General features: G+C 35.9%; 31 protein-coding genes. 8 read left to right on the top strand and 23 right to left on the bottom strand.

Going from position 1 to position 25,366, the window contains the following annotated elements; genetic code table 11:
* Nucleotides 1-29: 29 nt before the first annotated feature.
* From AC1DKZ_RS22340 to AC1DKZ_RS22320, 5 genes are all read right to left on the bottom strand, one after another.
* Nucleotides 30-1,232, bottom strand: a complete 1,203-nt coding sequence (locus AC1DKZ_RS22340; protein ID WP_002140503.1) for an MFS transporter — start codon at nucleotides 1,230-1,232, stop codon at nucleotides 30-32.
* Nucleotides 1,233-1,442: 210 nt separating this feature from the next.
* Entirely contained in the window at nucleotides 1,443-2,021 is a 579-nt protein-coding gene (locus tag AC1DKZ_RS22335; protein WP_476997051.1) for a TetR/AcrR family transcriptional regulator, read from the bottom strand.
* 138 nt (nucleotides 2,022-2,159) lie between these two features.
* Nucleotides 2,160-2,474 carry a DMT family transporter gene (locus AC1DKZ_RS22330; protein ID WP_000539672.1) on the bottom strand — a complete coding sequence of 105 codons (315 nt, stop codon included), beginning with the start codon at nucleotides 2,472-2,474 and terminating at the stop codon, nucleotides 2,160-2,162.
* Nucleotides 2,475-2,476: 2 nt separating this feature from the next.
* Complete coding sequence (locus AC1DKZ_RS22325; protein WP_002134594.1) at nucleotides 2,477-2,833, bottom strand: DMT family transporter; 357 nt, start codon at nucleotides 2,831-2,833, stop codon at nucleotides 2,477-2,479.
* Nucleotides 2,834-3,324: 491 nt separating this feature from the next.
* Nucleotides 3,325-3,684: a MerR family transcriptional regulator gene (locus AC1DKZ_RS22320; protein ID WP_002188427.1), complete on the bottom strand. Its 360-nt coding sequence runs from the start codon at nucleotides 3,682-3,684 to the stop codon at nucleotides 3,325-3,327.
* Between the two features lie 140 nt (nucleotides 3,685-3,824).
* On the opposite strand from AC1DKZ_RS22320, the gene AC1DKZ_RS22315 reads away from it, so the two are divergent.
* A complete protein-coding gene (locus AC1DKZ_RS22315; RefSeq protein ID WP_431181381.1) occupies nucleotides 3,825-4,595 on the top strand; it encodes an SDR family NAD(P)-dependent oxidoreductase in 771 nt (256 codons plus the stop codon).
* A gap of 78 nt (nucleotides 4,596-4,673) precedes the next feature.
* On the opposite strand, the gene AC1DKZ_RS22310 is transcribed toward AC1DKZ_RS22315, so the two are convergent.
* Complete coding sequence (locus AC1DKZ_RS22310) at nucleotides 4,674-5,129, bottom strand: N-acetyltransferase (protein ID WP_219299907.1); 456 nt, start codon at nucleotides 5,127-5,129, stop codon at nucleotides 4,674-4,676.
* A gap of 291 nt (nucleotides 5,130-5,420) precedes the next feature.
* Nucleotides 5,421-5,915: an Lrp/AsnC family transcriptional regulator gene (locus AC1DKZ_RS22305; protein WP_063219320.1), complete on the bottom strand. Its 495-nt coding sequence runs from the start codon at nucleotides 5,913-5,915 to the stop codon at nucleotides 5,421-5,423.
* Between the two features lie 205 nt (nucleotides 5,916-6,120).
* Between AC1DKZ_RS22305 and AC1DKZ_RS22300 the strand changes: the two genes are divergently transcribed.
* On the top strand, nucleotides 6,121-7,032 hold the full coding sequence (locus AC1DKZ_RS22300; protein ID WP_088035224.1) for a DMT family transporter: 912 nt from the start codon (nucleotides 6,121-6,123) through the stop codon (nucleotides 7,030-7,032).
* Nucleotides 7,033-7,065: 33 nt separating this feature from the next.
* Here the strand turns inward: AC1DKZ_RS22300 and AC1DKZ_RS22295 are convergent, their stop codons facing one another.
* From AC1DKZ_RS22295 to AC1DKZ_RS22255, 9 genes are all read right to left on the bottom strand, one after another.
* Nucleotides 7,066-7,548, bottom strand: coding sequence for a PRK06770 family protein (locus tag AC1DKZ_RS22295; RefSeq protein ID WP_476997050.1), 483 nt, complete (start codon nucleotides 7,546-7,548; stop codon nucleotides 7,066-7,068).
* A gap of 87 nt (nucleotides 7,549-7,635) precedes the next feature.
* Nucleotides 7,636-8,037, bottom strand: a complete 402-nt coding sequence (locus AC1DKZ_RS22290; RefSeq protein WP_476997049.1) for a nuclear transport factor 2 family protein — start codon at nucleotides 8,035-8,037, stop codon at nucleotides 7,636-7,638.
* A 158-nt stretch (nucleotides 8,038-8,195) separates the two neighbouring features.
* On the bottom strand, nucleotides 8,196-8,600 hold the full coding sequence (locus tag AC1DKZ_RS22285; RefSeq protein WP_001077751.1) for a DoxX family protein: 405 nt from the start codon (nucleotides 8,598-8,600) through the stop codon (nucleotides 8,196-8,198).
* A gap of 153 nt (nucleotides 8,601-8,753) precedes the next feature.
* Entirely contained in the window at nucleotides 8,754-9,827 is a 1,074-nt protein-coding gene (locus AC1DKZ_RS22280) for a DUF871 domain-containing protein (protein ID WP_476997048.1), read from the bottom strand.
* 50 nt (nucleotides 9,828-9,877) lie between these two features.
* Entirely contained in the window at nucleotides 9,878-11,242 is a 1,365-nt protein-coding gene (locus AC1DKZ_RS22275; protein WP_431181376.1) for a PTS transporter subunit EIIC, read from the bottom strand.
* A gap of 23 nt (nucleotides 11,243-11,265) precedes the next feature.
* Nucleotides 11,266-12,150, bottom strand: coding sequence for an N-acetylmuramic acid 6-phosphate etherase (gene murQ, locus AC1DKZ_RS22270; protein ID WP_431181375.1), 885 nt, complete (start codon nucleotides 12,148-12,150; stop codon nucleotides 11,266-11,268).
* A gap of 155 nt (nucleotides 12,151-12,305) precedes the next feature.
* Nucleotides 12,306-13,169, bottom strand: a complete 864-nt coding sequence (locus tag AC1DKZ_RS22265) for a MurR/RpiR family transcriptional regulator (RefSeq protein WP_002029960.1) — start codon at nucleotides 13,167-13,169, stop codon at nucleotides 12,306-12,308.
* A 17-nt stretch (nucleotides 13,170-13,186) separates the two neighbouring features.
* Nucleotides 13,187-13,516: an outer surface protein gene (locus AC1DKZ_RS22260; protein ID WP_476997047.1), complete on the bottom strand. Its 330-nt coding sequence runs from the start codon at nucleotides 13,514-13,516 to the stop codon at nucleotides 13,187-13,189.
* Nucleotides 13,517-13,642: 126 nt separating this feature from the next.
* Nucleotides 13,643-14,770: a cation:proton antiporter gene (locus AC1DKZ_RS22255; RefSeq protein ID WP_000899801.1), complete on the bottom strand. Its 1,128-nt coding sequence runs from the start codon at nucleotides 14,768-14,770 to the stop codon at nucleotides 13,643-13,645.
* A 288-nt stretch (nucleotides 14,771-15,058) separates the two neighbouring features.
* On the opposite strand from AC1DKZ_RS22255, the gene AC1DKZ_RS22250 reads away from it, so the two are divergent.
* Entirely contained in the window at nucleotides 15,059-16,462 is a 1,404-nt protein-coding gene (locus tag AC1DKZ_RS22250) for an amino acid permease (RefSeq protein ID WP_476997046.1), read from the top strand.
* Between the two features lie 143 nt (nucleotides 16,463-16,605).
* On the opposite strand, the gene AC1DKZ_RS22245 is transcribed toward AC1DKZ_RS22250, so the two are convergent.
* A complete protein-coding gene (locus AC1DKZ_RS22245; RefSeq protein WP_000391506.1) occupies nucleotides 16,606-16,809 on the bottom strand; it encodes a hypothetical protein in 204 nt (67 codons plus the stop codon).
* An 80-nt stretch (nucleotides 16,810-16,889) separates the two neighbouring features.
* Complete coding sequence (locus tag AC1DKZ_RS22240; RefSeq protein ID WP_476997045.1) at nucleotides 16,890-19,352, bottom strand: LamG-like jellyroll fold domain-containing protein; 2,463 nt, start codon at nucleotides 19,350-19,352, stop codon at nucleotides 16,890-16,892.
* Nucleotides 19,353-19,705: 353 nt separating this feature from the next.
* On the opposite strand from AC1DKZ_RS22240, the gene AC1DKZ_RS22235 reads away from it, so the two are divergent.
* A complete protein-coding gene (locus AC1DKZ_RS22235) occupies nucleotides 19,706-20,131 on the top strand; it encodes an S-Ena type endospore appendage (RefSeq protein ID WP_476997044.1) in 426 nt (141 codons plus the stop codon).
* A gap of 60 nt (nucleotides 20,132-20,191) precedes the next feature.
* On the opposite strand, the gene AC1DKZ_RS22230 is transcribed toward AC1DKZ_RS22235, so the two are convergent.
* From AC1DKZ_RS22230 to AC1DKZ_RS22210, 5 genes are all read right to left on the bottom strand, one after another.
* Nucleotides 20,192-20,536, bottom strand: a complete 345-nt coding sequence (locus tag AC1DKZ_RS22230; RefSeq protein ID WP_000525803.1) for a DUF3992 domain-containing protein — start codon at nucleotides 20,534-20,536, stop codon at nucleotides 20,192-20,194.
* A 20-nt stretch (nucleotides 20,537-20,556) separates the two neighbouring features.
* Nucleotides 20,557-20,925, bottom strand: coding sequence for a DUF3992 domain-containing protein (locus AC1DKZ_RS22225; RefSeq protein WP_002087413.1), 369 nt, complete (start codon nucleotides 20,923-20,925; stop codon nucleotides 20,557-20,559).
* Between the two features lie 110 nt (nucleotides 20,926-21,035).
* Nucleotides 21,036-21,641, bottom strand: coding sequence for a DedA family protein (locus tag AC1DKZ_RS22220; protein ID WP_002134575.1), 606 nt, complete (start codon nucleotides 21,639-21,641; stop codon nucleotides 21,036-21,038).
* 11 nt (nucleotides 21,642-21,652) lie between these two features.
* Entirely contained in the window at nucleotides 21,653-21,934 is a 282-nt protein-coding gene (locus AC1DKZ_RS22215; protein WP_049114280.1) for a YkvA family protein, read from the bottom strand.
* A 241-nt stretch (nucleotides 21,935-22,175) separates the two neighbouring features.
* The gene (locus tag AC1DKZ_RS22210; protein WP_476997043.1) at nucleotides 22,176-22,586 is read right to left on the bottom strand and encodes a VOC family protein; all 411 of its coding nucleotides are present in this window, start codon (nucleotides 22,584-22,586) and stop codon (nucleotides 22,176-22,178) included.
* A gap of 108 nt (nucleotides 22,587-22,694) precedes the next feature.
* Between AC1DKZ_RS22210 and AC1DKZ_RS22205 the strand changes: the two genes are divergently transcribed.
* The 4 genes from AC1DKZ_RS22205 (at nucleotide 22,695) to brnQ2 (ending at nucleotide 25,347) form a co-directional block, all read left to right on the top strand.
* Nucleotides 22,695-22,910, top strand: a complete 216-nt coding sequence (locus tag AC1DKZ_RS22205; protein WP_377866751.1) for a spore coat associated protein CotJA — start codon at nucleotides 22,695-22,697, stop codon at nucleotides 22,908-22,910.
* An 8-nt stretch (nucleotides 22,911-22,918) separates the two neighbouring features.
* Nucleotides 22,919-23,182, top strand: a complete 264-nt coding sequence (locus AC1DKZ_RS22200) for a spore coat protein CotJB (RefSeq protein ID WP_000194953.1) — start codon at nucleotides 22,919-22,921, stop codon at nucleotides 23,180-23,182.
* Nucleotides 23,183-23,243: 61 nt separating this feature from the next.
* Nucleotides 23,244-23,813: a spore coat protein CotJC gene (gene cotJC, locus AC1DKZ_RS22195; protein ID WP_002010774.1), complete on the top strand. Its 570-nt coding sequence runs from the start codon at nucleotides 23,244-23,246 to the stop codon at nucleotides 23,811-23,813.
* 217 nt (nucleotides 23,814-24,030) lie between these two features.
* On the top strand, nucleotides 24,031-25,347 hold the full coding sequence (gene brnQ2, locus AC1DKZ_RS22190) for a branched-chain amino acid transport system II carrier protein BrnQ2 (RefSeq protein WP_001260916.1): 1,317 nt from the start codon (nucleotides 24,031-24,033) through the stop codon (nucleotides 25,345-25,347).
* The last annotated feature ends 19 nt before the right edge of the window (nucleotides 25,348-25,366 follow it).

Below are 25,366 nucleotides of genomic sequence, written 5' to 3'. Positions count from 1 at the left end.
TAGTAAGAGGCTTTTCGTTATTCACTACATTACTTCGCAAAACTTTGAGCTAGCTGTTTCTCTCTCCACATAAATGTAATGCCGAGACCAACGATTAAAACAACACCTGAAAATGCATATGGATAATTAATGTTTATATCAAATAATATTCCGCCCATCGCTGGTCCTGCGATATTTCCTAAACTCGTATACGTTGAGTTCATACCAGCAACGAATCCTTGCTCTTTTCCAGCTGCTTTTGATAAAAACGTCGTTAAAGCTGGACGAAGCAAATCAAATGCTAGGAAAATAAAGCAAGTAACGAGAAGTACAATCCAATAATTAAAGACTACAGTTGAGACGAATGCTAATACTGCACCTACAATTAAACATATTTGAATTAATACTTTCTCACCGAACATGTCAACCAATTTGCCAAACATAAATACTTGCACAACTACCCCAAAGATGGAGCTAATCGTAATAATTGCAGCAATATCTTTCGGTGTAAAACCAAATTTATGATCAGAAAACAAACTAAAAACAGTTTCATATGCTGATAAACCGAATGCGAGTACAAATACAATAATAAATGCGATTGCATACATTGGATTTAATGATTTCTTTAAATCTCCGATAAAGCTGGATTCTTTCGTATTAGCTGCAATCTCTGCAAGTTCTTCTTTCGTTAACGGCTCTTTCAAAATAAATATAGAAATCACGCATGCAACAAAGGCAATCACTGCTGCCACAAAGAACGGCACACGTATACCGTATTCTGCAATAAACCCTCCAATTCCAGGCCCTATAATAAATCCGGTACTAATAGCGGCTGAAAGATAGCCCATCGCCTTTGGACGTTCTTGAATAGAAGTAATATCAGCAACATATGCCGTAACACCCGGCATAATAAACGCGGCACTAATTCCGCCTAACACCCTCGCTGCATAAAGCATCCACACATCTGTACCTAATCCAAAAAGGAGCTCTGAAACACCAAAAATAAATAATCCAATGATTATCATTTTCTTCCTACCGTAAATGTCGACCCAACGACCCGTAATAGGTGAAGTAATAAGCTGCGCCATCGCAAACACTGCAACGAGATAACCCATCGTCTTTCCTGTTAAATTCATATCATTCATAAAGGACGGCATAACCGGAATGATTAATCCAATCCCTAAAAAAGCGATAAATATATTACTCAAAAGAATGATCAATACCATCTTTTGTTCTTTTATCGGTTTCTTCAATTTTTAACACCTCTTCCCGTAGTTCCTCTCAAAAATAATGCCCAAGAAGCTTTTTCTTTATCCTGCTATTTGTGGGCTCATACTGAGTAAAGATGTCCCCACTCATTAGAATTTCACTCTATCCTTCCACACATACATAAACACAGGGTGAATGACTATCATTCAGTTTCCCGCAGAAATGAACCTACCTTTTCAGACAGGTTCATCTTACTACTTCTTTATATGTAGTGCATGTGTTAAAAAATCTAGTACTTCTGCCTTTTGTAGCTCGACTTGCTCATCATCTTTATGATCATATAAATAAACTTGTTCCGCTGCTGATTCAACAAGAGCGATAAATAACTTCGCTGTTCGCTCTGCGTGAACCGAATCACGAATTTCACCTGATTCTTTTGCCTCACTTAAAAAGTCACTTAGCCATATATAAAGAGGCTCATATACAGCTTCCCATTCTTTTATATGTTCAGTTGATGCAAGGCCCGCATACATTAATGCTTGTATTTCACGATATTCAGCTATAAAGGTAAATACTGCATCTATTACTTGCTCAACTTTACTTGAAAAAGGTGAATCGTTCTGTACTTTTTCTTTCACTGCAAGTATCATCTTCTCAACCATCACTTCTGCTATTGCAGGCATAACAGATAACTTAGAAGGAAAATATAAATAGAAAGTTCCTTGTGCAATGCCAGCCAATTTCACGATATCAGAAATCTTCGTTTTTTCAACGCCCTTTTCCTGAAACACTTCAATAGATGCATAGACAATTTTTTCTTTTTTATTCATCATCTAAACCCTTTCACACGCGTATTGAATGACTGTCACTCATTTTATAAAATAACTAGCTGTACTGTCAATCATCGTGCACTTTTCATAATAAAAATCTCCCAACAAATCGTTAGGAGATTTAGCTTTAATATCCTTTTCTTATGAAAGAGCTTTTAACCCCGTAACTCCACATACGATAAGAGCTACACTAATCAAACGTGCCTTACTTTTCGATTCGCCAAACAGAAACATATTTAATAAAACAGCTCCTGCTGTTCCAATGCCAATCCAAACCGCATAAGCTACACTTACTTGTAAGAACAAGAAAGATGTGTATAAGAATGCAAAGGAAGTTGCAAATCCACCTATATAAATCGCTCCATTTGCTAACGTCTTATCTTTACTATACATTTTAAGGCCTATCACACCGACTATTTCACTAATTGCAGCACAAAATACGAAAAACCAACCCATTTTTAAGCAGCTCCTTTCACAATTTCTTCCGCGGTTTCTTCTTTATTATCAGCCAGTTTTAAACCGATAACGCCCGCTACAACCATCACGATAAAGAATAGTTTTCCTACACTGAAACTGCCGCCGAAAAGGAATACATCCATTAGGAAAGTACCTACCGTACCAGCTCCGGCAAACACAGCATATACAGTCCCTGTTGCAAGATGTTCGCACGCTTTCGATAGGAAGTAAAAATCAACAGCGATAACTCCTACAATAATGACCCAATGCCACCAAGTATGAGCTGTATTAAAACCAAACACCCAAAAAATTTCAAAAATACATGTTAATATGACATATAACCAGGCTTTATTTTTCATATCTCTCACCTTCTATTATTTACTGACTGACCGTCAGTCATTTTTAATTTTAAAAATATAATCTCACTCTAACTACTATTTAAAAAACCAATATCATCCTCATTTATCCTTATATTTGTTCCGTTATTAAGCTAACTACACATAAAAGTTGCTTATCTACACCCTTCCACAGAAAAAATGACTGAATGTCATTCATAAACATTCTACATGACCAATTGATAAAGTGTCAATACCCGGATTCTATTAACCAAAAATATTTTAAATTTCTTAAATCCACATGAATATTTCTTAATAATCTGTGAATAATGGTAGTAACATAATATTTTCTCCATTCCCCCCTTGGAGATCCCTTTGAATCGAGCAGTTGCTTTTAGCTAACTGCTCTTTTTTAATTTATCGGCACATTATAATTAAATACTCATAGATAAATTCCAAAACAAAGACCTGTACTCCCTTTTCAACATGCAACAAAGAACGAAATATTTTGTACGCTATTTACTTTTCAACGAGTCTTTGTATGCAATAATTTTATTTTCGAGCATCTTCTCTGTAACTTCTAAATTTTCTCTTTGAATCTGAATAGATTTCCTATGATCTTCTAAGAGCTGTAAACGAGCTTCGGTTGTATGCTCCCCTTCTAAATATAATCTAGCATATTCTCTTATTTTCGCTATCGGCATTTGTGTTTGTTTTAATTTCATTACAAACTGCAACCACTTTATATGTGACTCTTCATACAATCTATTCCCATTTGCATCGCGATTTGCAATTAATATGTTCTCCTTTTCATAATAACGTAATGTATGTGTGCTCACTCCTAATAATTTAGCTACCTCGCTAATTGTGTACATAACCATTCTCCCTCCGCACGCCATTTACTCTCATATATTTTACTGCCTTATCCAAATTATAAAAAACATTTGACTTAGAGTATACTCTAACAAATACAATCTAACCATGATAAATTAATTTGAATTTAGGAGGCTTTTATATGAAATATACTGTTATTACTGGTGCTAGTTCAGGAATTGGCTATGAATCCGCTTTAGCCTTTGCATCTCGCGGAAAAAACTTAATACTTGTAGCTCGAAGACAAGCAGAATTAAAAGAATTAAAATTGAAAATTAACGAAATGCATCCGGAATTGGATGTTGTCATTCGAAGAACTGATTTATCAGTCACTGAAGAAGTTTATAAATTTTATGAAAGTCTACAAAGTTTTCAAATTGAAACGTGGATTAACAACGCAGGTTTTGGTAATTTCGCCTCAATTGCTGAACAAAATTTAAACAAAATAGAAACGATGTTGCATGTAAATATAGAAGCACTAACAATACTATCTTCCCTTTTCGTTCGAGATTATTCAATGACCGAAGGAACACAGCTTATTAACGTTTCATCAGGCGGTGGATATACGATTGTTGCCAATGCTGTTACGTATTGCGCTACGAAATTTTATGTAAGTGCATTTACAGAAGGACTATCTCACGAACTGAAAGAACAAGGTGCAAAACTAAAAGCAAAAGTTTTAGCTCCTGGTGCAACTGAAACAGAATTCGCAAAACGTTCATTTGATATTGATGAGTTCCAATACGATAATGTTGTACCGAAATTCCACACTGCAAAACAAATGGCACAATTTATGCTCGACCTTTATGATAGCGATAAAGTTGTAGGGCTGGTCGATGGTTCTACTTATAACTATGAGCTTAAAAATCCCATTTTTAATTTTGCAGTGAGACAAACGAATTCAAATTCTTAACAACATCTCATTTCTGATCAAAATATAGATACCCACTATTTCTTAAATAATAGTGGGCCTTTTTTCTCTCTAAAAATTTCACCCCACATACCGTATCATCGCCACCTCATCACAATAATCAACTTTTGGACAATGTCTACAATCAATCCACACTTTTTCTGGCAATGCTTCTCTATTCATAAAATCAAACCCGCACTTTTGAAAAAATTCTGTTTCATATGTTAAAGAAATTACCCTGTTCACTTTTATCTTCGCCGCCTCATTCATTACATGATTCACTAACTTACGCCCTATCCCTTTTCCTGCATATGTATGCGAAACTACTAACGATCGTACTTCTGCGATATCCTCTCCTAACACATGCAAACCAGCAACTCCAACGACTTCCTCCCCTTCTTTCATAACATATAAACATTGTAAATATTGATAGAGGGACAAAAGAGAACGCGGTAAAACAACTCCTTCTTTTGCATACATTTCAATGAGATTATAAATTTCTTTCACATCACTTGTAACCGCATTAAAGATTTTCATATTATATCCCCTTGCCCCCAGCATTAATATTTATAACAATGAATGAATTTTAATTCATAATTTTATATAATAATACATCTCTCTTTTCTCTCCGTCAATCACTTTTCTGAATTTTATCCCGCATTAACGGGCAGTAAGACTCCCACCTCAAAATTCGGCTGAAGCAAAGAAGGTAGGTGGGAGTCGGGCTGCCCCTAAACGCCCGATTGGTGAAGGCTAATAATCAGTGGTGGATGAACAAAACCCCCACTAATTAAAGTTTCACTTTACACAAACAAAAAACCAAGCAACTTAATCGATGCTCGGTTCCTCATTTCGTATCGGCAATACCGTCGAATATTTAATTTCACGAAGTGCTAAACTCGTCTGTATACGTGTAATACCAAGCTTATTCAGCTTTCTAATAAAATGCTCCAGTTCCTTACGATCACGATTTGCAACTTTTAATAAATAATCATACTCTCCTGTTAAACAGTGACATTCTAACACTTCAGGCATAGATTCTAATTCTCGTTCTAACACTTCAAGCTTTTCATACTGATGAATATTCGTGCTCATAAAAATGAAACATAATAAATCAAATCCAAGCTTTTCTTGATTTAAAATTGCTACTTGCTTATCAATAAAACCTTCCCCATCTAACCTTTTTATTCGTGCATGCATCGCAGCTGGAGATAAATTAACACGGCGTGCAAGCTCTGCATTACTTACTTGTGATTCTTTCTGCAATATATCTAAAATTTTCACATCCAAATCATCAAGCACTTTAATAACAGATGACTCCATCAAAATTCCCCCTTTTTTCTTACCGACGATTATTCGAAGAAACATCTCATAACTTATATAAAACTGAATGTTTTTCTGTAAATAAGATTTCTAACGAAACATTTTATCGAGTTTTTACCATTATACAAAAGAATATATTAGATAATAAAGAAAAATGCTAAAATTATTTACAGTTCATTCTTATTTCAACAAAGGGGTTTTTAGCATGCCTTATTTTTATGTCTTTTTACTATTATTAACAAGCTTATTATGGGGAGGAAATTTCGTCGTTGGGAAATCACTCGTCGATCATGCATCTCCGATGACACTGACAAGTTTAAGATGGCTAATTGCGATCATTTGTTTATTACCAATGGTATGGTTTAAAGAGAAGAAAATCATTCCACCACGCTCTGCAATACTTCCGTTAATACTTATGGGAATTTCAGGAGTCGTTCTTTTTAACATTTTTCAATTTTTAGCACTAGAAAAAACATCCGCAACGAATGTAGGTCTTATTTCTACATTGAACGCTATTTCAATTGCATTATTTTCTGTGCTATTTCTAAAAGAAAAAGTAAATACACTTCAAATTCTTTCTATGATTCTTTCATTTTTCGGGGTTATGCTCGTCCTTTTAAAAGGAAATTTTGCTCTTTTATTTTCACTACATTTTAATAGCGGAGATTTATGGATGATTGCGGCTGTTTGTATTTGGGGAATCTATTCTGTTTGTAGTAAATGGGCTACAAAAACAACTACACCACTCATGGCAACATTATATTCTGGTATTTTCGGCGTTATTTTATTACTACCATTTAACATAGGAAGCTTCACTGTTTCCAATATCAACTCTTCCTTCATAACATCACTTTTATATACAGGACTCATTTCAACAGTACTTTGTATGGTGTTTTGGAATATTGGTGTACAGAAATTAGGCGCTACTACATCGGGGATTTTTCTAAATTTCAATCCAATTTTCACAGCTATTTTAGCATTTATTTTCCTTGGAGAAGAACTAACATGGATTCAAATTTTCGGGACAATTATCGTCGTTACAGGGTGCTATTTATTCTCTCATTTTAAAACTGTTTCTCCTCAGACGACTAGAGCTTTAGTACGAAAGCATTCTTAATGAAAAAGCATCGCCACCAGAGTGGCGATGTTTTTATTTACCTTTCATTTCTTTCACATACTGTTTTTCTTCTTCTGGCGATAAACGTTCTGTTGCCTTTCCGGTATCACCACCTTGAATTTCCCACAAAAAGTTATGCTCCTCAACCGTCTGTGAAAAATCCCCTTTCTCCCAGCGCTCTAAAGTAGAAAGTAGCTTTGATTTATATTTAAAATTAGTACTGCTTTCTACTGCGTTCTTCGCACTACGAATTTCCTTATTTGTCATTTCAATAAATCCCCATTTTTCAGAGGATTTCACTTTTTGATGTACCATCCTATGCATTGTAGAAATAATTTCATCTTCACTAGCTTGTTGCTTTTCTTCCTTTGCTTTCTTCCCTTGTTGCCCCATTACATTTTGTGCTTTCAGACTCTTCTCCTCTTCTTCTATATAATTAAGAAGTTTCGTAACACAGAATACAGCTCCTATCGCAATTACAATCATTGTAATTGTCCCTATAATCCATTTTTTCATATTATGTATTCCCCATTCCCCTAATAATCACATAAACAAATGGAATCGCCTGCGCACAGCCGATTCCATTTGTTTCCTTATTTCATTTTAAACCTTCATCGCTTCTCGTACAATGTAACTGTCCACATATTGCTTAAATTTCACGATTTTTCCATTTTCAAGCTGCCATACATGAACAAATTCCGCCTCAAATGATTTTCCCGTCTCTTTATAAACTCCTGAATAAACACCTTCAGCAATAATCACATCTTTTTCGTTTACTTCATGGTACGTCTTTACACTCGCTTTATAATCATCCCATTCTGATCCTAAACGACTAAATACATTTTCCATTATAGCTTCTGTACCTATATACGTTCCGCCGTACGGAAAACCTTCTGCCTCTGTCCATTCCACTTTTTCAGAAAATGCTTCTGCTAAATGTTTTGCATTCGAAGAAGCTGATCCTTCATACGTGCTTTGAATAATTTCTAAATTTGATTTAGGCATGGTACTTCCTCCCCCGTTTATTTATTCTTTACACAAGATGTAACAACTATAGTTACATCTTGTGTAAAAAAATATTCTAATTAATTTTATTCTTAACTTAGTTATTGTAACAATTATAGTTACACCAACTCTTTAAGTCAACAATTTATAAATAAAATTTACTTCGTTTTCATTACTTTCTCTTTTAAGAAACGATCTACATATCCTTCTGCTTTTACAACGAATAAATACGCACCCATTGATAATAACGCAAGATCTAATTCATACCCTGGGTTCTTTCCATCTCCTAATAATCCTGCTGCTCCATTTACCTTTACGATAGCTCCAGCTAAAATAAGAGCGAATAACAATCCTACATATCGGACACCTAAACCGATAATTAATAATATACCACCTACTAATTCAACTGTCGCTACGCCATATGCAAGACCACCTGGTAAACCGATGCTTGTAAACCATCCTGCTACGTTATCTATACCTGATTGAAACTTTGCTAAACCGTGTGCAAAGAACGTAACTCCTAACACGATACGAATAATTAAATTCCCAATATATTGATTCATTTTGAACTCTCCTTTTTTGTTTTGTTATGATGAACATTTATTCACAAGACAAAACAATACGGTATTTCTTTTCATTCGTCAAATGCTTTTTTTAAAGAAAACAAAAAACATTATCCGTTTTACGAATAATGTCTTTTATAAAATAGCGCTAATTCAAGCTTTTACTCTATCACACAGAAAAAATTGAAACTTTTTTCCAGCACCAATATAAGGCAATAAAGGCAGGTCCTCTTCTACGACCATTCCGACAAAATTCACTTTCTCATCTACAGGTAAATCATTTACAACAACCTGCATCTCCCCAGCATATCTACCGTACAATTCATTATCAATTGTAATACTACCTTTCTTTCTTGCAATTGTATGCATCGGCTGTAACACAACTTTATTTTCTTCGCGCGATTCTACAGAGCGAATGACATCACGAGCTGGATCAAGCCGGTTCGTATGTATTCGTTCTATCAATTGTACAGTGTCGCTATCATCTATAAATGATTGATATCGCACTGGAATAATCCCATTACTCGCACTCGCGATTTCTTGTACACTTTCTAGATTCGCGCTTATATCTCCAATTAGCACTTTATCGACGTCACACTCTTGAACAAGCTCTAAATACGATTCAAGCGGACGCATATAGCGGTGCTTTTCTAACGTTGGTAAACCTTCATATAACGGACCTCGTTTTTCACCATCTCCCGGAATAAATGCCATCGTTTTTATTCCGCACTCATGTAAATACTTATTTTGTTTTTGTAAAAACGACTTTGCTAGTCCTGTTTCTGGACGCGGATAAAAATTATGCCACGCTTCTACACGATCTACTCGTATATTTTCCGCAAGTAACTCTTTCCAAAATGATTCTGTAATCGTACTCGCGTTTAACGCTACCTTCATCTTACGCGATACACTCGCAATTTCTTTTGACATAATTCCGTAATCCATTCGTAAACCAGTAATGCCCCACTCTAATAATTCTTCCACATTTTCATACGTTATGCCTAAATGGTTTAACGATTTTGGAGAGACATCGACCATTAATTCCATTTCATTTTCGAGAGCTTGTTTCCCAAGTATTTGAATTAACTCCTTATACGTATTCGGATCATCTTCTGGAATGTGAAGAGATGTAAAAACAGATGAAAATCCGTTTTCTTTCGCTAATTTTAACCATGCTTCTTGTTTCTCTACTCGCTCTTTTGAAAGATAAATTGAAACTCCTATCATATAAATCTCTCCTTCTATTAATATAAAAAAAGAGAAAGGAAGCCCTTTCTCTATATGTTTTCTGCCATTTCTTCTTTAAAGCCAAAGAAGTACGTAAAGATGAAACCGAAAGTATATGCAATTACTAACCCTAAGAAATATAGTAAATATTTATTATCAGCAATTAATGGAATTAAAGATAATCCTGATACACCGATTCCGAGTGAAGCCGTTTTCATTACTGCCTGGAATGCACCACCGACAGCCGCTCCTAAACAAGCAGTAAGAAACGGTTTCCCAAGTGGTAATGTAACCCCGTATAATAACGGTTCGCCAATTCCTAAAAATCCAACTGGTAATCCACCTTTAATCACATTACGAAGTCGTTTATTCTTTGTTTTTACATAAATTGCAATTGCCGCTCCTACTTGCCCCGCGCCAGCCATTGCGAGTACTGGTAATAAAGGTGTTACGTGAGTTTGATTAATAAATTCCATATGAATCGGTGTTAAACCGTGATGCAATCCGACCATAACGAGAGGTAAAAATGTTCCGGCAAGCACAGCTCCAGCAAATGCTCCACCAACATTTAAAATTGCATTAATACCGCTCGTAATACCATCAGATAAGAATCCCGCTACTGGCTGAATCGCTAACATCGTGACTATACTAACAGCTAAAACAGTAATAAGTGGTGTTACGATAATATCAACTGCATTTGGCACTGCTTTTCGAACTTGTCTTTCAACTACAACCATAAGCCACGCTGCAAAAATAACTGCAAATAATCCGCCCCGTCCGGGTACTAGCGCTTCACCGAATAATTTTACATTTGCCATCGCCGGATTGAAAATTAAAATACCAGCAATTGCCCCAAGAACTGGTGTCCCGCCAAACTCTTTCGCTGTATTCCAGCCGACTAAAATTCCTAGGAATGTAAAGATACCCCCACCAATTAAAAGTAACATTTGTAGCCATGTTGCATTCGGATCGGCACCTGCATTTTTCGCAAAGTTAGCGACCCCGTTTATAATTCCCGATGCAACAAGGCCAGGAATTAACGGAATGAAAATACTTCCTATTTTTCTTAAAAAGTTTTTCATTGGTGTATTGTTTTTCTTCTTAATCCCTGACTTTATCTCCCGGCCGATATCTTCAAGGTGATGATCTGCAACTTCACCAATTCTGAGTCCTGTTAAAACTTCCATTTCAGCTGCTACTTTATTTACTGTCCCTGGTCCAACAACAACTTGAAGCGTCTCATCTTCAATAACACCCATAACCCCTTCAACCTTTTTCAAAAGGTCCATGTTCACTTTACTTTCATCATGAAGCGTTAATCGCAGCCTCGTCATACAATGAGCAATGCCGCGAATATTCTTTACTCCCCCAAGTTGCTCTGTAATCTCACTTGCCATTCTCACTTCTTTCTTCATAACAGATTTCCCCTCCCTATATGTTATAGTGCCTTCTTCACAAATCCTTTCGCTTCGTTTAATTTTTCTAGTGCTTCCCCATATTCACACTGTAGTAATATCATAACGATTGCAGCTTTCACATCTCGACCTGCCTTTTCGTAATACTCTGTAGCTACTTCATAACTAGCACTTGTCGCTTCAACAATAATTCGTTTTGAGCGTTCGACTAATTTCTCATTTGTTGATTGAACATCTACCATTAAGTTTTTATACACTTTCCCTACACCAATCATAGAAGCAGTTGAAATCATATTAAGCACTAATTTTTGCGCAGTACCTGCCTTCAAACGCGTTGAGCCTGTTAAAATTTCTGCGCCTGTTTCTACTTCCACATTTAGTTTTGCATATTTACTTATTTCAGCATTTTTATTACAAGAGATACTAGCTGTACTCGCTCCCACGCTGCCTGCGTACTTCAAGCCGCCAATTACATAAGGAGTTCTGCCACTTGCTGCAATTCCGATAACTGTATCTTTCTCATTTAATCCAATACTTTTTAAATCTTCTTCTGCTAACTCTTCACGATCTTCGGCACCTTCCACCGCCTTGGTAAACGCTTTCAATCCACCTGCTATAAATCCTTGCACCATTTTATCATCTGTTCCAAATGTCGGTGGACATTCAACCGCATCTAAAATGCCTAAACGGCCACTCGTACCAGCCCCAATATAAATTAAACGGCCTTCTTCTTCAAAAGACTTAGTAACAATTTGTACAACCTTTTCAATTTCTTCTATTTCATTTTCAACTGCTAACGCAACAGTTCGATCTTCTTCATTCATACTTTGTAACACTTCTTTTATACTCATCTCATCTAGATTCATCGTTTTCTCATTACGGTGTTCTGTCGATAAATTCTCTAACATATTGCCACCCTCTTCGAAATTATATTTCACACTTTTATTATAACTTCAAGAAACTAAAAATCAATAACTCTTTCTTATTTTATGAAATAAAATTTCACAACATGACATATTTGTGTCAAAGATAATAAAAAAGATGAGTCTCCCCATCTTTTCTTCTACTTCAATTTCCGTAACCGTAATGCTTCTTCTCTCGTCTCCATAAATTGATCTAATACTTTATTACCAATTCGATTGAAAGTAATCACATATAAAGCATCAATCATATTCAGTTGCGTCATTCTCGACGCAATACTCGCAATGCGATGGTCTTGCTCTACATCTGGCATACAAAGGCGAATATCTGCCGCTTTATATAAAGGAGATGATTGATCTAGCTTTGTAATCGCAATAACTGTAGCTCCTCGCTTCTTCGCATATTGCGCCATTTCGAGCACATCTTTCGTCCGCCCAGAAGTTGAAATCGCCACAAATATATCTCCCTCTTTTAAATTCGTGACGAGTGGCAACATCATATGAAAATCAGATAGCATCATCGCTGTAAATCCGAGCCGCGTAAATTTATACGCTCCGTCCATCGCCGGAGTAGCTGATCCGCCTACTCCATAAAATATAATTTTATCTGCATTTACAATACGATCTGCAGCTTTCTCAAGTTCCTTTTTATCTATCGCAGTAACGCTCGCCTCAATTGCAGCTTTATTCACATATGTAACTTTATTAAACAAATCGTACGGTCCATCTTCCGTATTCATCACTGAAAAATCATTAATATTATAATCAGCAATCGTTAATTCACGAACGAGCGCTATCTTAAATGCTTTAAAGCTTCCGATTCCAATCGATTTACAAAAGCGAACAACACTCGCCTCACTTGCACCTGCATTCGTTGACACTTCTTTCGTCGTTAAATTCGGAACAATCTCTGCATTCTCCATTATGTACATGGCAACCTTCTTTTCAGCTGGTGAAAATTGATCCATATTACTTTCAATTTTAAATAGTAATGTTGAAGCTTTCACTATTTAACCTCCACTTCTTACGGTTGCGTATATTCTCCAATATCATTTGTATCATATAGATAAAAACCATCATTACCAGGTGGATGGTGAACAATTACAGTTCGATCCCCTTTTTTATATGACGTTATTTCACCTTCAGATCGCTGTTTTTCCCATCCATGTATCCAAATTGCAAAGTCAGGTACAAAAGCAGTGTACTTATAGTCTTTCGGGTTTTCGTCTTCTACATAGGAAGAAAAAATAGAAACTGGAAAATCTTTCACTTTTGATTCTTTCCATGCGGTAAATGGGATACATAGTGCAATAAGTATGATTACACCTATAACTTTCCCCTTTGTAATCTTCACACTTCCCTCTCCTTGTCATATCACATACATAGATTTTACCATAATTCCAAACCTTTCATGCTACATGACCACTGCATTTTGCAATAAAAAAAGAGCTTACCCCTACATCAGATAAGCCCTTCCTCTCTATACAAAATACTTCTTCAAAAGCGGCGGCGTAATAATCGTCGTCAATATAACAACAATGACAATCGCTGTGAAATTTTCTTTCGCTAACAAATTCGCCGCAAGTCCATTTGCTGCGATGATAAGCGCCACTTCTCCGCGCGAAACCATTCCCGCACCGATACTAATAGAAGATTGAAGGTTGAATCCTGTCAGTCTTGCGCCTAAACCTGATCCGATTAACTTTGTGAATATCGCAATAAGAGTCATGATGATAATGAACCAAAGCTGGCTTCCTATACCTTGAAATGTAATTTCCATTCCGATACTTACGAAGAACACTGGAACAAATATTGCATAAGCAATTGGTTCAATTTTATGTTCCACTTCATGCTTATACTCTGTTTGAGAAATGGCAATTCCAGCTGCGAATGCTCCAATAATACCTGCAATCCCCATCATTTCACTGTAATACGAAAAAGAGAAACAAATAATAAGAGCTGCACTAATTAATGCTTCTGTTACGCGAAGTGGTACGAGCATTTTCATAATCCATGGAACAACTTTCCAAGAGATGAAAACAATACTTACAAAAAAGATAATTTTCTTTGCAATGACTAGCGTTACATTTACATCTTGTGTACCTAAAAAACTCATCACAAATGCTAATAAAATAACGACAATTACATCATCAAATACAGCTGCACCTAAAATCGTCGTACTTTCTCTCGTATTCATTTTCCCTAAATCTCTTAGTGTTTGAACAGAAATACTAACCGAAGTGGCACAAAGTAATAACCCTAAAAAGATCGCATGCGACTGTAACATTCCAAACGCAAGTCCTGCTAAATACCCACCAAGGAATGGGAAAATAATTCCTCCCATCGCTACTGCGAATGCAGATTTTAAATTACGATTTAACTCTTCTAAATCAGTTTCGAGTCCTGCCATAAACATAAGTAGCAAAACACCAATTTCGCTAAGCTCATCAATAAGTTCTGAACTATTAATAATACCTAGCAAAGCTGGACCGATAATAATACCAACGATTAATTTACCGAGTACAGAAGGCTGGCCAAGTCTAACGCTAATATCACCAGCTAATTTCGTACAAAGTAAAATGACGACAAGTTCAAAATAAAATAACATAACATCTTCTCCTACTATAATAAAGTAAAACTTTAATCAGTGGATTATTCTTCATCTCTACTGATTGTTAACCTGCATCTATTTCTGCACATAGTTTCTCCTTACAACCGGCTTTTTATTTGTTAAAATTTATTTGACAAAATATTCTGAATTATAATAAGATTAACCCAGAAATTTCAAAAAACTACATACCATAACTGTATTTTCATTCACTTACATACTCTTTTCCAATGGGCTCGTACTATATTCGCAGTTATGGAGATGAAAACTAAAGGAGGAGAGTTCACAGTGAAGTCATTATTAAGAAAAAAAGCGCTTAGTACTGAATCACCAAGGCAGCTAGATCGAACATTAACGGCACTCGATTTAACGTTTTTAGGAATCGGCGCCGTAATTGGGACAGGGATTTTTGTATTAACAGGTATTGTAGCGGCGAAACATTCTGGTCCCGGTATTATGCTATCATTCCTTATTGCTGCATTTACTTGTGCTTGTGTGGCCTTTTGTTATGCCGAATTCGCTTCTTCTATACCAGTCTCCGGAAGTGTTTATACTTATGCATACATGACCGTCGGAGAAGTTGTCGCCTTCATCGTTGGTTGGTGTTTAATGCTCGAATATTTACTCGCTGTTGCAGCGGTAGCTGTTGGCTGGTCTGGATATTTACAATCATTGCTTCAAGGGTTCAATATACACCTTCCCACCATTATTTCCTCGGCCTCCGGAACGGGAAAAGGTGGTCTCATTGATTTACCCGCTGTTTGTATTTTACTTCTCATTACTGGTCTTTTAAGTTTTGGTATACGCGAAAGCGCACGCATTAATAATATTATGGTCCTTATAAAATTAGCAGTTATTATCGCCTTTATCGTAGCAGGCGCAAAATATGTAAAGCCTGAAAATTGGACACCGTTCATTCCATTCGGGTACGACGGTATTATTACCGGAGCTGCCACTGTCTTCTTCGCCTTTTTAGGTTTTGATGCAATCGCAACCGCGGCAGAAGAAACGAAAAAACCGCAGCGTGATTTACCAATTGGCATTATCGGTTCCCTTCTTATTTGTACAGTTTTATACATGATCGTATCTTTCGTTTTAACAGGCATGGTTCCTTATACGCAATTAGACGTTTCTGATCCAGTTGCATTTGCACTACATTTCGTTGGTGAAGATACTATTGCGGGGCTACTTGCAGTTGGTGCGATGACAGGAATGACAACCGTTCTTTTAGTCGTTATGTATGGACAAGTTCGTGTTTCTTATGCAATGAGCCGAGACGGCTTACTCCCAAAAGCTTTATCACGCGTAAATAAAAAAGTAAAAATCCCTTTATTAAACACATGGATTACTGGAGTATTTGCAGCTTTATTAGCAGGACTTTTAGACCTACATTTACTAGCAAATTTAGTAAACATCGGTACGTTAACAGCCTTCACATTCGTTTGCTTTGCTGTACTTATTTTACGGAAAACTCATCCTGATTTAAAACGAGGCTTCCGCACACCACTCGTACCTGCACTACCGGTTGTCGCTATTCTTTGTTGTTTATATTTAATGACTAATTTGTCCAAAACGACATGGATCAGCTTTTCATTTTGGCTTATAGTCGGTTTATGCGTATACTTCTTCTACTCTAGAAAACATAGTCATTTAGCTACTAAAAAAACAAATGATGAGAAAAAAGAAGTATAAAAAAATAGCTCGCCTATCATAAAGGCGAGCTATTTTCATTAACGATTGTAAAACGAAAAATATACCGATCAACTTTTGTATACTTATCCCGCTATTTGCCGGGCAGTAAGACTCCACTGATTAAAGTTTCACTTTATTCTCCCTTACTTCGTCTCTTTCTTTTTCTTTCTCCACGCGTTTACACTATCAAAGAAAAAGTTAATAAATAGCGTTCCTAATCCTGCTAATAAAAATGTCATTAAAAATAGAATCCATATACTTTTATCTTTTAATAAATAATATCCTACAAGGAGCACAACGGCGATCCATACATATTCAAGAATTCTTTTTAGCTTTTTCTCTTCCAAATTATTCGCTCCCTTTTTCTATACTACTTTTAGTATAACAAAAAAAAAGCCTATCATGATAAGCTTCTTTTTCTTATACCTTATTTGTTGATGCTTTTTTCAACAAGTGAAATAGCGTGCTCTAGCGTACGATTCATTGATTCCACATACTCATCTTTTACATTTTTATCTTTTAACACAGCTTCTGCAACTGTGATTTTTTGACTTAATGATTTAACAGAACCGTCTGTTACATTTCCACCTTGCGCTTTCTTTACTAAAGCTTTTGCAGATTCAATATTCACTTGTAATTTTTCTTTCGGTGTTTTTGGCTGTTCTTCTGCTACCTTTGATTGGACAAATGTTTGGTTTGCTGTTTTTAATTCATTATACGTTTGAACAATTTGTTCTCCTGTACTCGCTATATTCTCAAACACTTTCTTTGCATTGTCATAGCTTCTTTGTAATTCGTTAAAAGCTGCTTGTGAATACTGACCTGGCTTTTCACCAAATTCATAAGTACCTGCCAATACTTCTTTCACTTTTCCGATTTCTTCATATAACTTATTTACTTGCTCTAATTTTGTACGAGTAGAAAACTCGTTATATGCCGCTACTATTTCTGAAGAACTTAATGCTTTACTATATAATTTTGCTAATGCAATTTGTCCATTTAACGGAATACCGCCATTTCCGTTGCTATCAGGATCTGCACCAAGTGCGAATGGTACGTTCGGGTGATATACTTTCCCTTGAGCCGGCTGACTATTTACTTTTTTACCATCTACATAAATTGCTACTTCACTGCCGTTATATGTTCCTGTTAAATGATACGTTTTGTTTGCTTCTAATTGAACACCCACACGTTTATAGCTTCCACCAATATGAGCCCATAATTCTACATAGCCACTTCCTGTAGACTCAAAACCAATTCCACCGCTCTCTGTATTTTGCAAAATACCTTGTCCACGAATTTCATTCATTGAAAATACAGTTTCTAACGTAAATGAATTTGCTACTTTTTCTTTTTGTGCTGCTGAAAATGGAAGGTATCCAAATGTATTTGCTTTTCCGTTTAACTTCATAACATTCTTTTTCAATGCTTTATCATATTCAATAGTCACATTGCCCTTAACATCACCTTTTGTACCAAATGATGAACTGTCTTTAAATGTACCATCTGCAAAGTTTACATCAAAAACATCTGCCTTTGGTACTTTCACATTCGGGTCAATATTATCTTTTTTCGTAGTAATTTCTGCCGTTAATGGTTGTACACTTTCATTGCCGAATGAATCAATCGCAACAACTTCAAGTGTATATGTTTTCCCGCCATCTAGTCCTGCAAGTGTAAATATCAGTTCTTTCGGCACTGGATCTCGATAAAACTCTGAGAATGCTAATAGCTTATTTTTAATCTCACCTGTTTGTTTATCCTTTGCTTGCAAGCGATAAGAATGAACAAGAAGGTTGTCCAATGCTTGCGGGAATGTTACTGTTGCCGCATTTTCCGTTACATTTGATACAGCAAGCTTTGCATCCTTCGCAAAGTATGGCTTTTCTTTATCACGATCTTCTCCATAGTTGAATCCTTCTTTTTTCGTTGGTAATTTAATTTTCCAAGGCTCACCTGTCCAAGAGTTTGTATGGAAATCACGGCGATTAATTGTTACCTCTTTGTCATCTACCTCTACCAATAAACCTTGGCTTAATGTACTAGCTCCTGGCGGGATATTCCCTTGTACTTTACCGCCTTCAACTTCCATATAGCTTACAGAAGATGTTCCAACAGACGTAAAATCTTTTTGATGAATCGATCTTGGATCATCTAACGGATAATGTGAATGACCTGAAAACGTAATTACTTGTGGGTATTCTTTTAATACCGCATTAATTTTCGCACTATCTTTCGTTCCCCATTCTTGGCTACCGTACACTGTATCTTTAATATGTTGATGTAAAAACACAAAAATCGGTTTTTCTGGATCATCTTTTTGTGCCTTTGCCATTTCTTCTTTTAACCAATTAATTTGCTTGTCCGAATAATAGCCATGTGTTGTCCCATCCTCTGGAGACATAACAAGGAAATGATACCCTTTTACCACCTTATGATAATAAACCGATTCCATTCCTGTCTTTTCTAAGAAACGCTTCTGTGCTCCCTCTACAGATAAGCCGTTCCAATAATCATGATTACCTAGAGAATTCATTCGTACCGCATCTTTATTTGCATTTTCGTTATACACTTGCATGAAACGATCATATTGCTTTACTGAACCCGAATCAGTAAAATCACCTACAATGACAAACGCATCTTGCTTTGGTGCAAGCGTATTAAATTGCTCAATCGCTCTTTTCCAGCGGAACGTATCATCTGTTCCACTATCTTTAATATGCACATCACTTACAACTGGGAAAACGATTTTCTTCTCACTTGGTGCCTTTTCTTGCTTTTTCTCTTCCGCTTTAACCGACGTACTCCACGGTAATGATACAAATGCCAATACAAACACCATTAATAATCCAATAAGACCTTTTACTTTTCGTAAAGCAGTTCTTTCCACGTGAATCCTCCTCATAATAATTGATTCATTACAAGGGCTATTTTATCTTAAACATATTAATATCGTTTAAATAACAAATGAATTTTATTAGATTTTTGTAAATATACAGTTAATTAAGTGTTAAGTCCAACATTACTCGTACTATTGTATACAACCACCTTTTGTCTAAAAGAGTCTGATCATTCTTTTCCCATGTCTATTCACATATAATCTTTTCTATAACATTAATGATAAGTTAAGCTGTAAGCCTATTAGACAATCTTAATTTTAAAAATTTTCTTCTTTTCTTAACACATCGGCCATGCTTCTACATTTAATAGTAGTAAAAGATAACTTAAAAAGGAGGGGTTGTATTGAAGAACAAAAAAAATATTGGCTGTTTCGCTCCTTTATCTATCATTTGTCCAGACCCTTGTCCACCGCCCCCTCCTCCAAATCCAAGTTGTGAGCGAGTAACAAATGAATTTGCAGGGAATTTCCTCATAACTAACAACACCATTCCCTCTACCAAAGATGCACTACAATCAATGATACTGTGGCAAAGTGATGGGATACTGCCTATATCAGGTACTGTCTCGGTTTACAATAGTACTAGCAGCACTGAAGCAATTACAATTCAAATCATTGGAGCAGTAACCAATATTTTCACTGTGTTTCCTGGCAATACAATATCTTACACAGGTAAAGATTTAAAATCCGTTAGTATTATTAATATACAAAATAATCCTTCACTATATTTAGAAGGCAAGTACTGTTGCCAATTTACATGTTGCTTATAGAATACCAATTTTATTACTTCCTCAATTTTAAAAAAGCATACCATTTACGGTATGCTTTTTTTATGAAATTGGATAACGTACTGTAATACAAAACTCGCCTTGATTAACAGTTGTTCCTGTCGTAGTAATTCGGACAGTAGTAAAATATCGTACAGTGAAAGTACCACTACTTTGTGGTTGTACAGTAATTGTATCAACTACTGTAGCACCGACTAAAAAATCAACTGTAATGGGATTCGCGCCTACATCATATTTCACATAACCTGAACCATATACTTCTTGTGTAATATTATTCGTATATACAATTTGAGTACCAGCACCTGTAATAGACCAGTCTGTACATACTTGATCTTGCACAAGTGTTTTATTAGAACAACAAGACAAACCGGAACTTCTCATTCCCATTTCGATCCTCTCCTATTCTACTATGAAAGTGGATAACGTGTTGTAATACAAAATTCTCCCTGATACGTTCCACCAGGTGTTGCAGGTAACACAACTTGTATACTAGCAAAGCGGCGATACGTAAAAGCGATACTCGTTCCTGGGTTTAATGTTTGTGTATCAATTGTAGCCCCAGCAGAATCAAGCGCTTCTACAGTAATTGGACCTGGACCAACATCATATTTAACAAAACCAGTACCAACTACATTTTGGTTAATATTATTTGTATAAAGAACATTATCAATTGCTGTTGCAACTACAGTAGCAGACCACGGACTACACACTTTATCTTGCACATAATTTTTATCTGGACAGCAAGTTAATGCTGACCCTGAGCACTCACAAGACATAGTTGTTTCCCCTCTCTCTTTTATATTCCCTATATGTGTATGTCCCTCAGAGTCTTTTGCCTGTACTATTCATCTATTTTCAAAAAATATGCAAATTCCATTACCAATGACTAGATAGATTCCGATCTGTTTCGTTTTTTCATAAATTTATAGATTAAAATACCACCTACAATAATAAGAACGACGGCTAATATCGGTAGCATATATTGTCCAACAACACCCGCTGCTTTTTCCCAATGCGGACCTAATTTCATTCCAAAATAAATATACAAAGTCGTTAATGGGAACATTGCTACAAATGTATATATGCTAAATTTCCATATGTTCATTTTTGCCATACCACATGGAACGGAAATAAGCGTTCGAACTCCCGGGATGAAGCGTCCTAAAAATGCTACAACCGGCCCATATTTCTCAAAGAAATCATCTGCTTTTTGAATTTGTTCTTCTTTAATGAAGAAGTATTTCCCGTATTTTATTAATAGAGGACGACCACCGTAATAACCTAGTGCGTATAACGTTAATGGTCCTGTCGTTCCCCCTAGTGTTCCAGCTAATACAGCTAGCCAAAAATTCATATCACCCTCGTATACCCAATATCCAACCATAGGCAAAACTACCTCTGCAGGAATAAACTCAAAAGTTAAAGCTAACACAACTCCAAAATAAGAAAACTGCTTTAAAAACTCGATTATATCTAAAATAATTTGCTCCATATTTTCAACTCCTATCCTACGTTTACGTTATGCTTTTCTTGCAATTGCACTGGCGCCATTTTTACAATTCGATTTAAAATAAATAACACAATTCCAATATCATCTAAAATACCGATAAACGGTAAGAAGTCTGGAATTAAATCGAGCGGCATCGCTACATAACCAACTAAAAAAGTAATAGATAAGATTTTCTTCTTTATGGAAACCTCTTTTGAAGTAAAAAAGTCAAATAGAAATGGAACAAAACGGCGGACATGAAATACAACTCTTAATCTACTTATAAGTTTTTTCATTTTTATTTCTCCTCTCTTTGTATACAAAAAGGACCCTACCAAATATGGTAAGGGTCCTAAAAAAGACAAGAAGGGGCCTTTACCATTGCTGGTAAAGGTCTCACTAACAACGGAACGTTGCCAATAAAGCCGAGGGTTTCTCCCTGTAATGACGACTTTACTGTAATAAGTTACTCCCCTTTATATACACAATTTTATACAATCACATTAAAATATTTGGAGGGGCTTGTCAATATTTTTTTCATTCGCCATTCAGATTATTACATTGTAAAAGACTCTCTTCCCTGTTCTCTATTGAAAGGAATTGGAGTGTATAACCATCTGGATCATGAAATATTATTCTAACTTCTTCACCGCGACGCTCTTCTACAAATGATATTTGATAACACGCTAACTTTTTCTTTAACCGCTCGATATTTGTAGTTTTTAACAATAGGTCCTTCACTGATGATATAACAGCCTCTCTATGTTCTCCCAGCCCCCTGTTTACAACAAAACAAATTCTCGTTGAACCGATATCATACCACACACCTGTTACACGTATTTGTGGCCTCTCCTTGCTCGGTTTAAACCCTAGAATTCCTTCATAAAAATATAATGTTTCCTTTAAGTTTTTAGATTCTAAGACAATACATGTTGTAACACTTTCCATCCGCACTCCCCCTGCCCCTTTTAGTTTTCTATATGAGTCATAATTTGCAATTATGTACGAATACAATACGTAGTGACGAATATTTCATTTATAAAGGAGGCGTGTAACATGGATGAATTTATGAAATCCTACATACCTTTTCATGGCCCAAACGACCCTTGCCCTCCAATTGGAAAGAAATATTACTCAACTCCCCCACACCTATTTATAGGCTTTCAACCACCTAACTTACCCCAATTCCCACCAAAAGAAGCTTTAAGAAAAGGGACTTTATGGCCTGCTTTTTATGATTTTTATGAAAATCCTCACAAAAAAGGACGGTGAATAAAAACGTGACACAAACATTGCCTGATGAATATTACAAATGGATTGAAGAACTACAAGAACTAGACTTTGTATTAGTTGAACTTACCCTCTATTTAGATACGCACCCCGACGATACTGCAGCTATAAATCAATTCAACGATTTCTCCTATAAACGAAGAGTATTACAACAAAAAATTGAAGAAAAATACGGACCACTTCAGCAGTTCGGAAATAGTTATTCTAACGCTCCATGGCAATGGAGCCAAGGACCGTGGCCATGGCAAATATAAAATGAAACTTTAATCAAGTGGAGTTTACGGGCAGCAAATAGCGGGATAAAGGAGAGAAACTATGTGGATTTATGAAAAAAAATTACAATATCCAGTTAAAGTGAGTACTTGTAATCCAGCACTCGCCAAATTATTAGTTGAACAATATGGCGGTGCGGACGGCGAACTGGCTGCTGCTCTTCGCTACTTAAATCAACGTTATACAATTCCTGACAAAGTCGTTGGCTTACTAACCGATATCGGTACAGAAGAGTTCGCCCATTTAGAAATGATTGCTACAATGATTTATAAATTAACAAAAGATGCAACACCTGAACAAATGAAAGCTGCCGGATTAGACGCGCATTATGCGAATCATGACAGCGCCTTGTTTTATCATAATGCAGGTGGTGTTCCTTTTACTGCCACTTACATTCAAGCGAAAGGAGATCCTATCGCAGATTTATACGAGGATATTGCAGCTGAAGAAAAAGCACGAGCGACTTATCAATGGCTAATTGATTTATCAGACGATCCCGATATAAATGATAGCTTACGCTTTTTACGTGAACGAGAAATTGTCCATTCTCAACGTTTCCGAGAGGCTGTAGAAATTTTAAAAGAAGAACGTGATAGGCAAATTTATTTTTAAAACACATATCCTAGCGATATGTGTTTTTTTACGTTAAAAGTAAAATCCTTCCTCATTAACATATAAATAGTATATTTATTCAATTTTACGCATTATTTTAAAATATTTTTAAAATTCCCTCTTGCTTTCTAGTCATCAGACCTTTAAAATAATAACAGTTACTCGACAAATTATTTGAATTTTCGACAAAAACACTCATTAGGAGGATTTTCTTTATATGCGTACAACTTTAAAACCAGCGCAAATACTTTCGATTAGTTTATTGCTATTCGCAGTTTTCTTCGGTGCTGGTAATATGATTTTCCCGCCCCTTCTTGGTCTTTCTTCCGGAGAAAACATGTGGGTTTCCATTACAGGATTTATTATTACAGACGTCGGTTTATCTTTACTTGCTATCGTCGCTGTTGCCCTTGCAGGCGGTAGCTTTAATACTTTAGCGAGCCGTGTTCATCCAAAATTCGCAGCAATATTCGCCATCATTATTTATCTTTCAATCGGCCCACTATTTGTTATTCCACGAACTGGATCTGTATCTTATGAAATTGGAATCGCACCACTTTTCCCAGATCAATGGTACTCTATGTTAATCTTTAGTGCGATTTTCTTTACAGTCGTCTACTTCTTATCATTAAATCCATCCAAATTAGTAGATCATATCGGTAAAATATTAACGCCAATTTTACTTGGAATTATTGCAATTATGGCAACAAAAGCGATTCTTTCACCAGGATCATTTGCAGAACCTATCGGTGACTATAAAGAAATTCCATTTTTCAAAGGATTTCTTGAAGGATTTTTAACGTTAGATGCAATCGGAGCACTCGTATTATCAACGATTGTTGTAAATGCAATTCGTCAAAACGGTATACAAGATAAGAAATCCATTGCGAAATATACAATTATTTGCGGAAGCATTGCGGCCCTGTTCCTAACAATTGTTTACTTCTTACTCGGCTATATCGGCGCTTCAAACGGGAACTTAGGACAATTCGAAAACGGTGGTCAACTATTAGCTACTGTTATGTATCAATTCTTTGGGACAAGTGGCAATGTTTTATTAAGTATCGCAATTATAGCTGCTTGTTTAACGACTGCAATCGGTGTTGTAAGTGCATTCGCCAACTATTTCACAACAGTATTAACCAATGTTTCATATAAGAAGCTTGTACTATACGTTTGTATTTTTAGCTTCGTTATTTCAAACTTAGGATTAAGTTTATTAATCAAAATTACATTACCCGTATTGATTATTTTATATCCAATTACAATCATTTTAATTTTCGTATCATTTATCGATAAATATACGAAACGTAAACCTTCTGTCTATATCGGAGCGATGATCGCAGCATTCCTTATTAGCTGTATTCATGCACTTGATAATGTGGGAATGATACCAAGTTTTATCGCTAATATCGTACACGCAATTCCTTTTTATGAATTAGGTATTGGCTGGATTGTTCCAGCAATAATTGGTGGTATAGTCGGATACTTTATTCCGCAAACAGAAACTGAAGGTGAAGTTTCTACGAAATAACGAAAAGAAGCGAGCATGA

Source organism: Bacillus sp. 05T21, from assembly GCF_056396785.1.
The sequence above is the reverse complement of the archived record's forward strand: the minus strand, read 5'-3'. Positions and strand labels throughout refer to the sequence as shown.